Source organism: Pseudoalteromonas sp. Z9A5, assembly GCF_011378875.1.
In the GTDB taxonomy this organism is placed as follows: Bacteria; Pseudomonadota; Gammaproteobacteria; order Enterobacterales; family Alteromonadaceae; genus Pseudoalteromonas.
Map to the genome: position 1 here is coordinate 1 of NZ_WTLC01000046.1, position 14,541 is coordinate 14,541.

Sequence of the window (14,541 nt, forward strand, 5' to 3'; positions counted from 1 at the left end):
ATCCAACTATTCTTGGTTGGTTGCTTTTTAACCTTGAATCCATCTGTTCGCTGTGATCTAATAGATATTATTCACCCACGGTAAACTGTTATGGCACTTTCTTTGGGTGAGAAGTCAAGCCTGACTTATCCTGTCAAAATAAATTCATTCCTATCAATTTCGCTGAGCAAATTCTGCCTGGCACTTTTGAGTATGCCCTTTGTTATATTGTCGAAAATAAACTCGATTTATCGGGATTTGACGCGTGGTAAGAAATTAGCATGACACCCATCCTAATTTTTGCGAAAAAAGCCAACTAAAACAGTATGAAGTGTTCATTGTTATAAATAATTAATCACTCAAAAAGCTGAGCTATGTAGACATAATGAAAGTAAAAATAGACAGCCCAATCGGACGACGATTGCTATTTATTAAAGAATGGCAAACGACTCGCTTTCCTTTAAATAAAAAGCGGAACATTACAGTGAATAAAGGCATGAATAAATTGACCTTACGGGGTCAAACGAAAGTGAATGCGCAATGGCAACTGTATTGTCTCATTCATAATATAGAAAAGCTGCAAAACACGATGCATTAAGAAGGGTAAGCGCTTTTACCCTAAATAAAAGCCACTCAAGTACCCTTAATCCCTTTCAAAACGTCAATTAAAACAATATCAAACACTTTTTTATATCCTGCGTAAAAACACAGTAATCGATTGAACGAAAATAGGAACTCAGCTATGGTTTGTTTATCAATAAAAACAAATAAAAAATGAGTTAATCTACAGGCTCGTTAGGTTGAAGAGGTGTGGTATTCGTATTCTTGAAAAATTATGGTTGTTAACTGGTACTAAAAGAGCTGAATTCTTAGATTCTGAGAATTTGTATTTTGACTCTATTGGTTTGAACCTCTTTAAAAATCCTGAATGTTGGGGGTATTGGTGTACACCAACTAATACATTGAGCTTTGCAACTACATCTGGGGATGGCGTACATTTCGGTTTTCTTTGTAAGGAAGGTCTGTCTTTAGATGAATCTCCGATTGTAATGACATTACCTAGTGCGGATACATCCAATATAATTGTTGGTGAAAATATATTAGACTTTTTGAGTTTAGGTTGTAGAAATGGCTACTTTGAACTTGAACAGATTGAATATCAACCTGAGTTACAGATTCCAATTATGGAGTCCCATGCATACTCAGAAGAAGCAACTAGAGAAGAAATTAAATTATTAAAGGCAATTGAGTCTGAGTTCAACTTAAAGCCATGGGTAGATCATGCAAAAAGGTTGTTTGAATTAAAAAATAAGTACATTGACCTGTTGGAATATTCCGATGAGTTCTATGAACTTACAACCTAACAAGTGACCATTTATGACAGCTATCACTATTGAAAATGAATTTAGTGGTTCGATTAAATAAGCATGAATGCTCTTTGAGGGGGTTTTATGTTTGGCAGCAAGGTATAATAAGAATGAAACTTCTTACAACAGTGTTAACAATTTTATCTCTTAGTTTTTTGAGTTCATGCGAGAACGGTCCATCTTCTCAATCAGTGGAGATATTTCCTTTAAAGCAACTATCTTACACCGACTCAACAGTGTCCTATGCCGGCGATACCCTTAGCATTAATACTGAATATTTTGTTATCGCAAACGCACCAGACGATAAAGTTGCTCTACGTGAAGTGGTAGAGAGTTATAATAAAGAAACGTTAAGTGTAAAAGATACACAAAAATATTATGCTTTTTTCCGCATGTTTTATAGAGAAACGGATGCTATTGGCCGAGATTATGTTGAGAAACATGAAGGGTATTTTAATCATGATCGTATTGAGCACCATGGTGATGATCGTATTCTTGTGGTGAAGTGGGAAAATTATGGCAAGAACGTCACCTATGAGTTTGAATAAATTGAATATTATACCGGTTACCATTCAAAGTGTAGGTTTCAGTGGGAATTAAAATTATTTTAGGTTTAGGTAAAAAATTAATTAGGATGACACCCATCCTAATTATTACGAAAAAGGTCAACAAAAACAGTATGAAGTGTTCATTGTTATATAATGAATCACGAAAAAAAGCTGAGCCATGTAGGCATAATGAAAGTAAAAATAGACAGCCCAGTCGGACGACGATAGCTGTTTATTAAAGAATGGCAAACGGCTCGGCTGTATCGAACCGGCTTTCTTTTAAATAAAAAGCGGAATATTACAGTGAATAAAGGGATGAATAAATTGACTTCACCCACTATAAATTTTGTTCTTTTAACCTCAAATAAGCCACAAAAAAACATCAGTAACTTCTATAAAACACCAATTAAAACAACATCAGATTATTTTTATCTTCTGCGTGAAAATACTGTAATCGATTGAACCAAAATAGGAACTCAGCTATGGTTTGTTTATCAATAAAAATAAATAAAAAGACGAGTTAATCTACGGGCTCATTAGTTGCCATCATCAAATTATGGGGATTCATTTTAGATGCGAGTGAAAGTGGTTGAAGGTGCAATAGTATCGATTCCTTTTGAAAGTACTTATGGGGTATGCAAAGTCCTGTATGTATCTAAATATTTTAAAAATATAGCTCTTTTGAAAGTGTTTTCTGAGAAACTAGATAAAAATCAAAAACACCCAATTATACTGAAAAGTGATTCTTTTGAGTTGATATACACAGCAACCAAGCTAATTAAAAATGGTACGTGGCCTATCATTGGCACTGAACCGCTGTCTAAATTAGATCGAGAAGCTAATAAAAGAATTGTTGGTGGGGACGTTTGGGTAGCTGATGAATGCATGGGGGGAGCTACTGATAGTGAGTTAAAAAGCCTTCCTGAAATGAATGTATTTAATGTTATATACCTTGAGGGGAAAGTATCAAAATTCCCTCTTAAAAATGGCTGTCATGTTTAATTGTTCCTTACATTGCGTATAAAAGATTATTAATCTAACTAATTTGAAACAGCCTGATTTACCAACCAATAATATCAATTATAGGAATATTGATGAAACTGAAGAAAATCCAAGTGCCTAAGGAAATAGAACTTAGGTTTGGAGAAAAACAATCATGGAGTTTATATCTTGATGAAGAACAAGAAGTAAAACTTGCAGATGTGTTACAAAATAATTTAGTTGCAATGACTTTTGATTCATCAGTGAATTTTTATCTTGGAAATAATGAACTTGGTTTTTCGCTTGATGCAATTTCAAATGCAAGAATTTATGCGATTAAAGAAAAGCATAAGTCTGGCATAATTTGTCTTGAAGTATTTTTGGTGAGAGCTCAAAAATTGATACGAATACTCGAATCAGAATGCTTTTCTCAAGCCACATTAGATTGGTTTATTTCGAACAAAGAAGCCCTCGAAAATTATATTGGATTACCAATTTCAGTTCAGAGGTCACCATGGGATGAGAATAAGCATGACGGGCAATCTAAGCATTAGATTTTAATTAGTAAATTTTAATTTAAGTTTTTCTAAACTCAGTGTATAAAATGAGAATAAAGTAAGGTTTATTTGGTTACCCCTATAAAACCTTTAATAGGTCATATTAACAACCTTCATTGTGTTAAGTAAGTTATACTCATTTTTCATTACATCACGCATTGAGAATTCGTGGATATTAAAGGCACTTGTATTGCATCAGTTACTGATGAGCACGGCCCTGTTTATGTATATCAAACCCCAAAAAATCTAATCCTTAGCTTTGATGGAAAAATTTATCAAAGTTGCATCAAGTTAAATAACATCAATGGGTTAAATCTTGCTTATACACAAGCAATGATGACTGCGCTCTTTTTTATACCAAACTTAAAAACTGCGATGATTATGGGGCTTGGTGCAGGCTCAATAGCAAAAAATCTTTATCATGCTTTTCCTGATCTTATTATACATACCGTTGAGTATCGCCAAGCAGTTGCTGATATGGCAATAAAATATTTTGGAGTCCCTGTATCAGATCGTCTTTTTATTCATATTGATGATGCGGCAAATTATATGAAAAAAACACAGGTAAAAACTGATGTTATTTTCTCTGATTTATATAGTTCAGAAGGTATGGAGTCGGATCAGGTGGATTCATCTTACTTACGGCATTGTAAAAATGCGCTAACTTTTGATGGCGTACTTGTACTTAATATTTGCCATACCAAAGCGCAACTTAAAGAAAAATTTGACCAGTTACTTGATAAAGAGTTTGAAGGAAGAATTCTAAGTTTTACAATAGAAGGTGGCAACAAAATCGTTTTTGCTTTTAACAACACTATGCCTTTATTAGTTAAGAGTGAGCTGATAGATAAAGCTATATCGTTACAAGCAATAATAAATGTACCAATGAAACGTTATGCTGAGCTGTTATTTAATCACGTTTGAAAAAACAGTAATGCGGCAGGCAAGTTTGATAAATATAAACAATAATTCAGATTTGATGAGATAGGTAAAATAAACTATGCAAAATGCTTTTACAAAGTAGGGATAAAATTGAGTAAATTACATTGTAAAAAAACGATCATTTTAATAATAATCTGTGTATTGTTTATATTATCATTAAACATCCTCTCGTTTAGGAAAATGCTTTTATCGTCACCGCACTCTGTTTTTATGAGTCCTGATAAACAATATAGAATTGAGTTATTTTCCTATGACAATATATTACCTGTTATGCCAGGTAGCTCTGCAGGAGATGAAGCTGGATATATTAGGCTTTATAATAAAGATAATGAATTACTAAATGAGAAAGAAATTGAGATGGTGCAATTAGTAGAAACGATAAACTGGAATGGTGATAAAGTGAGCATTAAATTAGTTGCTGACTGGAATTTACGTTAATTAGTTGTGCGGTATATTTAGTTTAACATGAACAATAAAGGTATTGTTTTTATTCCTTTTTACATAAATATTTGGGCAATTTAACGTATTAAATTATTTTTAAATGACGTTATAAATATTTATTTGGAACAAGCCGAAGATTACAGATTAGTAGAGCATTCATATTTATTGAATCTAATTATATTAAATAGAGCACTCTACTACGTGTAGTATTTTGATTATTTTACTGATAGTTCTTTTCGGATAATTTCAGCCCCAGCGCTCAAGGCATTTAGTTTACCTCTGGCTATATGGTGAGGTAGAGGTGCCATGCCGCAGTTTGTGCACGGGTAGAGCTTGTCGGCATCTACAAATTGCAATGCTTTACGCAGTGTACTTGCTACTTCCTCTGGCGTTTCGATAGTATGATTTGCTACATCAATTGCGCCTACCATTACTTTTTTACCGCGAATAAGTTCTAGTAAATCCATTGGTACGTGGGAGTTATGGCACTCTAGTGAGATAATATCGATATTAGATTGCTGAAGCTTAGGAAATGCTTCTTCGTACTGTCGCCATTCAGTTCCTAATGTTTTTTTCCAATCTGTATTGGCTTTAATGCCGTAGCCGTAGCAAATATGCACAGCTGTTTCGCATTTAAGACCTTCAATTGCGCGCTCTAATGTAGCAATACCCCAGTCGTTTACCTCATCAAAAAACACGTTAAACGCGGGCTCATCAAATTGAATAATATCAACGCCTGCGGCTTCTAACTCTTTTGCTTCTTGATTTAGAATTATGGCAAATTCCCACGCTAGTTTTTCGCGGCTTTTATAATGATCGTCGTATAATGTGTCTATCATGGTCATTGGGCCTGGCAAAGCCCATTTTATAGGTTGCTTTGTTTGCTTGCGTAAAAACTTGGCGTCTTCAACAAACACAGACTTTTGACGGCTCACAGGGCCCACAACGGTGGGCACGCTTGCGTCGTATCGGTCACGAATTTTTACTGTTTTGCGTTTTTCAAAGTCAACACCGTTTAGGTGCTCTATAAACGTAGTTACAAAATGCTGTCTTGTTTGCTCGCCATCGCTAACAATATCAATACCTGCTTGTTGTTGGTCGAATAATGACAAACGCAGGGCGTCGTGCTTACCTTGGGTTAATTCGTCACCTTGTAATTTCCAAGGTGACCAAAGTGTTTCTGGCTCTGCAAGCCATAAAGGCTTAGGTAAACTGCCAGCGGTAGATGTAGGTAGTAATTTTTTCATAATAAATAATGCCGTATATTTTAGTTAATTATTAAACGTAGCGTTAAGCGCGTTATTACTGGTTGTTACTATTAGTTGTTATGACAGATAGCGAGTAGAGAATTGCTCAAGAACCGTTTGGTACGGCTTGATAAAATGCTCTTGTGCAAACTTGCCTTGTTCATTTGCTAACTTGCCGCGCTCTTCTCGGTCATACACGATTTGAGTTAATGAATGATCCAAGTTTTTTAAGTTTGGTTTATATGATTTACCCGCTGTTGCATTGGCGTTATAAATTTCTGGTCTGTAGATTTTTTGAAACGTTTCCATCGTACTAATGGTGCTTATAAGCTCAAGATTGCTGTAATCATTAAGTAAATCACCAAAGAAAAACAATGCTAAAGGCGCGGCACTATTTTGTGGCATAAAGTAACGTACCTGTAAGCCCATTTTTTTGAAGTATTGCTCTGTTAAAGATGATTCATTTGGTTCGTATTCTACGCCAAGTACCGGGTGTTGGTTTTCGGTGCGGTTATAGGTTTTGTTATCTGACACACTTAGGCATATAACCGGCGGTTTTTTAAAGTTTTGTTTGTATGTTTCTGAATTTACGAATGACTGAAATAGTTTGCCATGTAAAACCCCAAAGTCATCAGGAATACTAAATTGAGACTTACCTTTGTTATGCTCTTGTAGGAGTACGCTAAAGTCGTAGTCGCGCACATACGATGAAAAGTTGTTTCCTACAATGCCTTCAATGCGTTTATTTGTTTTATGATCAACAATATTTGTTTTTAATATTTCGATAGAGGGGAAGCTTTCGCCGCCGTCTTCGATACCTATCTCAACAGAGATAATTTCAAGCTCAACAGCATAACGCTCACCTTTGGTGTTATCCCAATGGGCTAGGGCATTAAAGCGGTTGTTAATCATGTTCAAGGCGTTACGCAAGTTTGATTTGCGGTATTCACCTCTTGCTAAATTAGCAAAATTGGTTGTGATACGTGTATTGGTTGATGGATGATAATTTTCGTCGAGTGAAACGCTTTTAATGTTAAATGTAAAATCTTTTTTCATCGTGTTATGTATCCAATTTTTATAATTTAAACCTGATTGATGCTTTGCGCTTTATTAACCTTTTAACTTAGTGTGCTGGTTTGTTATTCAGCAGCTTTAAGTTGTTAGTAATAGTGTTTAGCGCTAAGTGATGAGTAATTTATACGTGGGTTGGTACATGAATAAAAACGGTTTAATTTCACATAAAACATGAGTCATATTCATTACTTGATATGAATAGATGCAATTACATAAAAATCAGTCAAAATACGTGATTAAATTATAGGATTTTAGTAGGGAAGTGTAGGTGTCTAGACTTCTATTTAGGCTGTTTGTATTTATTTCATGTTGAACATGAATGATATTCAACACTTGTTTTTTAAACTAGAATAAACAAATATTTATATAGCTTTATTGTTTTTAAGTTTTATTTTAATTTAAAACAATGGTTTAGGTTGTTGTGTGGTGTAATTAAAGTCTTGTTGAAATGCACAGAACGGTGTTCCTCCCATTTATAACGTTTAGATAGCTAAGAGTAACTTGCGTTTAGCTACTCAAAAATCTATAGCCTTGTTATTTATTCGGCTGATTTTAATTTGTTAATTAACAGAGGTCGTTTTTTGAGTGAAATGTCTGTTAATGTAAAATCAAAGAGATACTACTGACTAAATTGCTTAAAGGAATGATTACAAAATGACGGATAATAAAGTAGCTTTACTGCGGTTTCCCGCTTTTATAATTGACATTACTTTGGTTATGTTGCCATTGTATGTACTAACAACAGTAGGAAAAACATTTAATCTGTTTCATGAAAATATACCGATTGAATGGCTTATGCTTTGCTATATACCTATGATGTTTTTTATTTATTGGGTATTAAATATTAATGTGGGAAAAAGAATATTTGGTCTTAGCATCGTGGATGCAAATACTGGCAATAAGGCGACTGTTTTTCAATTATTTAAAAGGTCGCTTCTATTTTCACTTATAGTATCGTTTAATCTGGCTTTTATAATTCCGCTATTTGTATCTAAAAAGCATCAAAGTTTTCACGATATGTTAGCAAACACAGTCGTCGTCAAAAATCCTAAAAAGTAATGAACCTTTAATTTACGTTATTTTAGTTTACGTTATTGTTAGGTGTGCCAATTCGATATGGCATAAAAATTAACATATAGATAAAAGTACATAGAAAAGTAAATAGCAAATTTAGTTGTAGTACTGAGTAGTTGTAGCAATATTTATGAATGGCTCTATTAGGAGGTGGAAATGACCGATGCTGAACGATTACTAAAAGAAGAACTTATAAAAGCTAATCTAAAAAAGCTAGTTTTAGAGCTTGAAAATAATAACATACAAGAGCCTAAAGGATTAGCCTCAGGTAAAATGGTTGTAGAGTTAAAAGAGGACCATGATGAATGATTCTAAAATAGTAAATCAGATTTAATTTAAAGAACATTCATACAATTACTTAAAAAGTTACTTAAAAAGCTAAATACAGAGATTATTTATGACTAAGAATGTTGTGTGTGTAGTAGCTGCTTTATTTATTGTATCTTGTAGTTTTAACTATGAAGATAACTTTAAAATATTAACTTTTAAAAAAGTGATTGATGAGGAAAATACGCAATATAACGTGTGTGATAATTTATTACTTACTAAAACTGAAATTGCTTTGTATTTTGATATTGCAGAACAAGTGAGTAATGAAAAGGAACACGGTGAGTCACTTATTATGCCTTGTAAATATTCTGGGAAGTTAATAATGGACCACAAAACATATTCATACGACATTTTTGCTGGTGGAACTGGCTATATTTATAACAATAAAGGTTGGGTTGTAAAAAACTTTATCTGTAAGGATACGAGCTGTTGCAATAAATTTTCGAACTTATGCTGAATTTTTTGAACTTAGGCTTTTACATCATCCGATTCCGAGGTTTTTAGTTATCTTATGCCTTGGGAGCCGCAATTCAGTTAACTAAGGTTTTTTAAACTTAGACTTAGACTTAAACTTAGGGCTAGGAAGCACAATAAGAATTACTATCCATACAATCCAAAAACATACTGCGGGCAAAATATCATTAAGAATATAAGGCATGCTGGTATAGTATCCTTTTGGAGCAGAAGACTCAGAAGATACGAGGAAGATACTAATAGGCTTTAAGTAAGCCGGATAGTGGGGGTTTGATTTAAAAACAATACTCGCATAAGGCCAAACAAGTAACCAATAGATTGACCCCGATAACTTATTCCATAATATACGTTTAAAATTACTGACACTTACAAACATTTCTACTTCCATTTACTATTTCCACATAGTGGTTGCTTTGCGAGTTTATTAATAAGCTTATCCAACTACTTAACTACTTAACTACTTAACTACTTAACTACTAATCCACGCTTTTGCTGACTGAACAATACACATGATATTTCATTATCTATTAGAGCCCATAACTGTATAGCATTTAACTAAAAATTTATCTGATTATTTAACCTTACATTATAGTTAAAATAATTTACTAAGACCGTGTTGTGAATAAAATTTTTATATCTCGTCTATCTGTAGTTCATTTAGTGGTAGGTAAAATTACGAACTTAAATATTACTCTGTAGAGTATATACCCGTAAGGAAGTGCTAATAGATGGATTACTTAAAAAGTTTAATAACAAAATTCATAAATGCAATGCAAAAACGTCCTGGTTTACTTGCTGTTTTAGCTTTTTTATCTGGTGTTGCTAGTTTTGTACTTGTTGATAGAAAAGAGTCGTTTTCGCAGGTTATTGCTATATTTTTGCTTGTTAGTTGGTTGTGGTTGATTATTGATAATTGGCTGCGTGACAAGGTGGAAGAAAAGTTTGGTATTGCTGTTTCTCCTAACGTAATGCGTTTTGCATTACAGATGGTACAGCAAGAAAGTCTATTTTTTGCTTTACCCTTCTTTTTGGCTGTTACTCAGTGGGATCATCCACAAGCCATTTTTACTTCGCTAATTATTTTATGTGCTGTTGCCTCAGTTATTGATCCTTTTTATTACAAGAAGCTAGCCAAAAATCGTACATTATTTAGTATATTTCATAATTTTGCTTTGTTTGTTGTATTGCTTGTAACTTTACCCATTTTATTAAATCTTACAACAAGCCAAAGCCTCTTAATTGCTTTAGTTACTGCTGTAATTATTACACTTCCTAGCTTAGGTAATTTAATGCCTAATGTGCGCTGGTGGCGGTTTCCTATTCTTGTGCTTGTTTTATCTTTATTAAGCGCTGGTATTTGGCAGCTTAAAAGCTATATACCACCGGCAGCATTGCGTTTAACTGATATTACGCTGGCTCATGAAGTTGACTTACAACATAAAAAGCCCGTAGGGAGTATTAAACAGTTAGATTCTTATACGCTGCATCATCAAGGTTTATATAGCTGGACAGCCGTTAAAGCGCCAAGAGGCTTAAATGAAAAAATATTTCATGTATGGATACATAATAAAAAAGAAGTTGATCGGATAACGCTAAATATAAATGGCGGACGAGAGCTTGGTTATAGAGCATGGACTCATAAAGTAAACTTTCCAAGTGATGCTGTAGGTAAGTGGCAAGTTAAGGTAGTTACTGAATCTGGTCAATTAATTGGTTTAACGAAATTTATTGTTACACCTTAACTAACTCAGTTGGCTGCAATTTGAACAAATAGCTGATATTGTTTTTTGCATACTTAACTAATGGATATAAGTTATGAGTATTGCATTTGAAATTTTTATTTGGCTAATAATTGAAACTGGTTTGAGCTTTTTGTTTTACTCGACCGGCTGGTTACTTTTAAAAGTGGTAACGCTTGGGCGGTATAAAGGCGAGCTTAAAGACTTTGCATCGTATAGAGCGAGCAAAGCTAGAAAGGTTGATTTAATATTTCTATTAGGTTTTTGTTTTTATGTTGTATTAATTATCTTTATGGCTTATTTAAGTTATTAATTTATAAGGGCTGCTTACTTAAAGCAGCCCAGAGCTATTAAAAAGGTCAAAAATTATAGTTTACTTAGAAAAATAAACATCAAACTTGACATATATGAAGCAACTTCATATTGTACCCATATAGTAATTATACAAAGTAAAGGGAAATTATATGTCTACGAAAATAATGAGAGCAGAAAATTTGTCTCTAAAAGAGAGAAAAGAGTTAGAAATTAAATGTTCAAATAGATTGAACTGGACCGATGGTGGTCATTGGATGGGAAGAGGGAAAGCTCCAAATTGTCATATGAAAGAAAAATTAAATAGTAAATTTTCTCATACATATACATTTCCTGAAGGTAAACATGCTAGGAGGTGGAATTCTGAATGGGAAGAAGCTATCCGACACGCAGGATATCTTGCTACTGGTGTATTAACGTTAGCAACTGGTTTTGTGTATACAGGAATAAAAGCTTCGACTTCTGTTGTAATTTCTTTAGCATCAACTTATGCTTTAGGTGAAACTCAGGCTATAATTGAGTACCCTAAAATGGAAAGAGGTTGGAGCTATGAGATTATATTTGAACATGAGTTTACATGGTCGCCGCATCCCTATTCTCCAAGGTTTTTAATGCAAACAGTTACTGGGGTGTCTAGAAATCACCTAGGGGAACAAGTTCAATCAGGTAGAAACATTGTGAAATACAATCTTGACCAGCTGCCGGATGGCTTAGGGCGATTATTAGCAAGTGCTCCTTCAAGAAACACAACTTCAGTCTATGCTTAAAAAAATATTTTTTATTCAATATATTATTTTCAGTCTTGTTGTATCCCAGCCATTGAGCGCTGAAGATATGTCAATACAGTATAAATGGAAATTAATAGAGATAATTGAATCTGATGATATGTCTAGGGAAATTCCAGTTGGCAATTACTTAGATATCGATGAGAATTCAATACTCGAGATAATGGAGATCTTTGGTAATAGAAACTATCCCTACTACAGAGAGGGGGACACTTTATTCGTAACATCAGGTTCTCAAATTATTAATTGGGAGATTATTTTCGTTGATAATAATAACCTTCATTTAGTCACACCAATAGGGACCTACATTTTGGTGCGATAAAATTAAGCTCACTAGGGTCTGTTTATCTTTCAAGGTTAAATTTGCAGCAGTCTGTTTGGTATTTAGGCAAGGCAGAGCCTATGCAGTGTGGTTATTCCCCATAAATAGGCGATAACGTAGCATAAAGGCAAGACAGGCGCTGCCCAAAGGGTTCTTCCTAGGGGCTATTTACTCTTTGTTGCTCGGTTTTGACTTAGCCCACTAGGTTACAAATCTCGCGCCGCGATTAAATAGCCCCTAGTTTGAACAAATTTTAATCCGCAAAGATCAACAGACCCTAGTAAAAGTATGGGAATAATATGCGTCCTGAATGCTTAAATTGCCACAAGAATATATCTTTATCTTGGTTTGTAGTCGCTCGTATGTCTACAAAATTTAGGTGCACTGAGTGTGGGGCACTTCACGAGTTTACCCAGCGGCATAAACTAATTGGTATTGTTGCTGTTATTCCACTGATATTTTTAGTGAACATATTAGAGCCTTTGATTCCTATTTCAACATTAAGGCTTGTAATAGTGTTAGCTATTGCTGTTATAGTAATGATTTATATACCTAAGCAACACAAACTCTCTGAGCATGATATTTTGAAAAAAGATTAAATATAATGGATTAACACTTAACCCATTATATATTTAATTATCGACTTTTTAGTGCGTTGCTCTATCGCCCCAAATGTCTTCTAAACGGCTATCACGCCCACAACGCCAGCGATACGTATTGTAACGGATTGAATTTTTTTTGTAATAATCTTGGTGGTAGCTTTCTTTCCCTTTAATAGGGTAGAAGGTACTTGCATTTAATATAGGGGTAACCACGGTTTGATTAGGGAACTCTGCTACTACAGCCGCTTTTGTTTTTTCGGCTAATTTACGTTGTTCATCGTTTTCTACAAATATAGCGCTTAGGTAACTAGGTCCTTTGTCACAAAACTGACCTCGCGCATCAAATGGGTCAATGTTTACCCAATAATGGTCAAGTATGCCTTGGTAAGTCACTATGCTTGGATCGTAAGTTATTTCAACTGCTTCATAATGACCTTGGTGATTGCCGTTATATGTAGGGTTTTTAAGCTCCCCACCGGTAAAGCCCGACACAACATCGGTTACGCCGTCTAGTTTTTCGAAATCTGATTCCATACACCAAAAACAACCACCGGCTAATACTGCTTTCTCGGTTTTATCTGCGTGGGCAAGGGATGCATAAAAAAGTACAGATGAAGTTAAAACTATGCCTAATATTTTTTTCATAAAAATCTCACATCTAAATGATGAATGTATAAAGCGCTATGTAGTTATACAATTAGACCTGTTATTTACAAAACGTCTTTCATTTTTATTAAGTGCTAATTTTTGAAGTGACTATAAATAGATATGCACAAAGAATTGATAACAAAAAGGCTACCTAATAACTTAATAGGCAGCCTATTACTGATAAGTGGTTAAATAGCTTGTTACTTATTTTGTTGTTCTCTTGCTAATTGGTTTGGCAAAAGCTCCTCAACTATTTCGCGAGCAGGGAGGGTGTAGCGTGTACCGTCAAACATCACTGAGGTGAATTCATTAATATTAGTAATACCTGTTAGGGTCCAGCCTTCGCCGCGCTTTGGGCAATAGACAGTCGTTGTGGGTTGTATTACTTTAAACTCGTCGTTCATGGGAATGTGCACTCATATAATACTTGTTAATGGGATATGGTAAGTTAATAATGTATTTCCATAAAGAGCTATTTCAACTGACTAACTAAAAATAAATGTTTAAAAATTTAAAGTTACCTCGCGTTACTCTGCGTTTGATCACTCATAAGCATGCCGCTAAATTATTTACTATTTTAAATAATCCACTTGTTGCTCAATTTAATGATTATAAAACTCCGCTTAGCAAAGCCGATATTAAACAATTAATACAAGACGATATAAGCGCATACTACGAGAACGAAGTTATTCGTCTAGCAATTGAACATAATACAGATAGAGATTTAATAGGCACATGTGGTTTATATAAAATAGAACATACAAGTAAGACTGCATTTATTGGTTTTGAACTCGATCCACTTTTTTGGCAACAAGGTTTAATGTTTGAAGCGCTGGTGGGGTTTATAAGTGCTTTGCCAAGCGTACAGCAAATAAACTACCTTTTTGCTGAGGTGAGTACGCAAAATATACGTTCGCATACTTTATTAACTAAACTTGGATTTTCGCTTACGAGTAAAGCGGTCATACAAAGTATGTGTGAAGTGGATGATTTAAAGTTAGATGAAAATGATGGTAAGGATAAAAGCGAAATTTGGTTTAAGTGCTTAAAAAGCTAAAATGTTTAATAACCACTTTTGAATATTTAATTAGAAAAGAGTCTATAATGTTATAAAAATAA

Annotated in this window: 19 protein-coding genes; 15 read left to right on the plus strand and 4 right to left on the minus strand. The window is 34.1% G+C overall.

The annotated features are described in order from the left end of the window. Positions 1–475: 475 nt before the first annotated feature. The 7 genes from GQR56_RS21575 to GQR56_RS18335 all read left to right on the plus strand — a co-directional run bounded on the left by GQR56_RS21575 (position 476) and on the right by GQR56_RS18335 (position 4,812). Positions 476–577, plus strand: a complete 102-nt coding sequence (locus tag GQR56_RS21575; protein ID WP_240920953.1) for a transposase — start codon at positions 476–478, stop codon at positions 575–577. 202 nt (positions 578–779) lie between these two features. After that, positions 780–1,343, plus strand: coding sequence for a hypothetical protein (locus tag GQR56_RS18310; protein WP_166114153.1), 564 nt, complete (start codon positions 780–782; stop codon positions 1,341–1,343). Positions 1,344–1,456: 113 nt separating this feature from the next. Next, positions 1,457–1,894 (plus strand): hypothetical protein, encoded by a 438-nt coding sequence (locus GQR56_RS18315; protein WP_166114156.1) that lies wholly within the window; start codon positions 1,457–1,459, stop codon positions 1,892–1,894. 579 nt (positions 1,895–2,473) lie between these two features. Then, positions 2,474–2,896, plus strand: a complete 423-nt coding sequence (locus GQR56_RS18320; protein WP_166114159.1) for an Imm26 family immunity protein — start codon at positions 2,474–2,476, stop codon at positions 2,894–2,896. Between the two features lie 92 nt (positions 2,897–2,988). Beyond that, positions 2,989–3,429: a hypothetical protein gene (locus tag GQR56_RS18325; protein ID WP_166114162.1), complete on the plus strand. Its 441-nt coding sequence runs from the start codon at positions 2,989–2,991 to the stop codon at positions 3,427–3,429. Between the two features lie 171 nt (positions 3,430–3,600). Next, positions 3,601–4,356, plus strand: coding sequence for an ATP-binding protein (locus GQR56_RS18330; protein WP_166114165.1), 756 nt, complete (start codon positions 3,601–3,603; stop codon positions 4,354–4,356). A 228-nt stretch (positions 4,357–4,584) separates the two neighbouring features. Further along, complete coding sequence (locus tag GQR56_RS18335) at positions 4,585–4,812, plus strand: hypothetical protein (protein ID WP_206018205.1); 228 nt, start codon at positions 4,585–4,587, stop codon at positions 4,810–4,812. Between the two features lie 218 nt (positions 4,813–5,030). On the opposite strand, the gene GQR56_RS18340 is transcribed toward GQR56_RS18335, so the two are convergent. Further along, the gene (locus tag GQR56_RS18340; protein WP_024612505.1) at positions 5,031–6,062 is read right to left on the minus strand and encodes a methionine synthase; all 1,032 of its coding nucleotides are present in this window, start codon (positions 6,060–6,062) and stop codon (positions 5,031–5,033) included. A gap of 78 nt (positions 6,063–6,140) precedes the next feature. After that, entirely contained in the window at positions 6,141–7,118 is a 978-nt protein-coding gene (locus GQR56_RS18345; RefSeq protein WP_166114171.1) for a DUF1852 domain-containing protein, read from the minus strand. 672 nt (positions 7,119–7,790) lie between these two features. Here GQR56_RS18345 and GQR56_RS18350 point away from each other — a divergent pair. The 7 genes from GQR56_RS18350 to GQR56_RS18380 all read left to right on the plus strand — a co-directional run bounded on the left by GQR56_RS18350 (position 7,791) and on the right by GQR56_RS18380 (position 12,771). Further along, positions 7,791–8,195 (plus strand): RDD family protein, encoded by a 405-nt coding sequence (locus tag GQR56_RS18350; protein ID WP_166114174.1) that lies wholly within the window; start codon positions 7,791–7,793, stop codon positions 8,193–8,195. A gap of 171 nt (positions 8,196–8,366) precedes the next feature. Next, positions 8,367–8,519 (plus strand): hypothetical protein, encoded by a 153-nt coding sequence (locus GQR56_RS18355; protein ID WP_166114177.1) that lies wholly within the window; start codon positions 8,367–8,369, stop codon positions 8,517–8,519. Between the two features lie 88 nt (positions 8,520–8,607). Further along, a complete protein-coding gene (locus GQR56_RS18360; protein WP_166114180.1) occupies positions 8,608–8,997 on the plus strand; it encodes a hypothetical protein in 390 nt (129 codons plus the stop codon). A gap of 745 nt (positions 8,998–9,742) precedes the next feature. Then, complete coding sequence (locus GQR56_RS18365; protein ID WP_166114182.1) at positions 9,743–10,756, plus strand: DUF5924 family protein; 1,014 nt, start codon at positions 9,743–9,745, stop codon at positions 10,754–10,756. A gap of 73 nt (positions 10,757–10,829) precedes the next feature. Further along, positions 10,830–11,066: a hypothetical protein gene (locus GQR56_RS18370; protein ID WP_024612511.1), complete on the plus strand. Its 237-nt coding sequence runs from the start codon at positions 10,830–10,832 to the stop codon at positions 11,064–11,066. A 151-nt stretch (positions 11,067–11,217) separates the two neighbouring features. After that, positions 11,218–11,832 carry a hypothetical protein gene (locus GQR56_RS18375; RefSeq protein WP_166114185.1) on the plus strand — a complete coding sequence of 205 codons (615 nt, stop codon included), beginning with the start codon at positions 11,218–11,220 and terminating at the stop codon, positions 11,830–11,832. 702 nt (positions 11,833–12,534) lie between these two features. Further along, positions 12,535–12,771, plus strand: a complete 237-nt coding sequence (locus GQR56_RS18380; RefSeq protein ID WP_166114188.1) for a hypothetical protein — start codon at positions 12,535–12,537, stop codon at positions 12,769–12,771. A gap of 48 nt (positions 12,772–12,819) precedes the next feature. Here GQR56_RS18380 and msrA read toward each other — a convergent pair whose 3' ends face one another. Then, entirely contained in the window at positions 12,820–13,419 is a 600-nt protein-coding gene (gene msrA / locus GQR56_RS18385) for a peptide-methionine (S)-S-oxide reductase MsrA (protein WP_166114191.1), read from the minus strand. Positions 13,420–13,622: 203 nt separating this feature from the next. After that, positions 13,623–13,826 carry a hypothetical protein gene (locus GQR56_RS18390; RefSeq protein WP_024612513.1) on the minus strand — a complete coding sequence of 68 codons (204 nt, stop codon included), beginning with the start codon at positions 13,824–13,826 and terminating at the stop codon, positions 13,623–13,625. A 95-nt stretch (positions 13,827–13,921) separates the two neighbouring features. Here GQR56_RS18390 and GQR56_RS18395 point away from each other — a divergent pair, with 95 nt between their 5' ends. Next, entirely contained in the window at positions 13,922–14,479 is a 558-nt protein-coding gene (locus GQR56_RS18395; RefSeq protein WP_166114194.1) for a GNAT family N-acetyltransferase, read from the plus strand. Positions 14,480–14,541 lie beyond the last annotated feature (62 nt).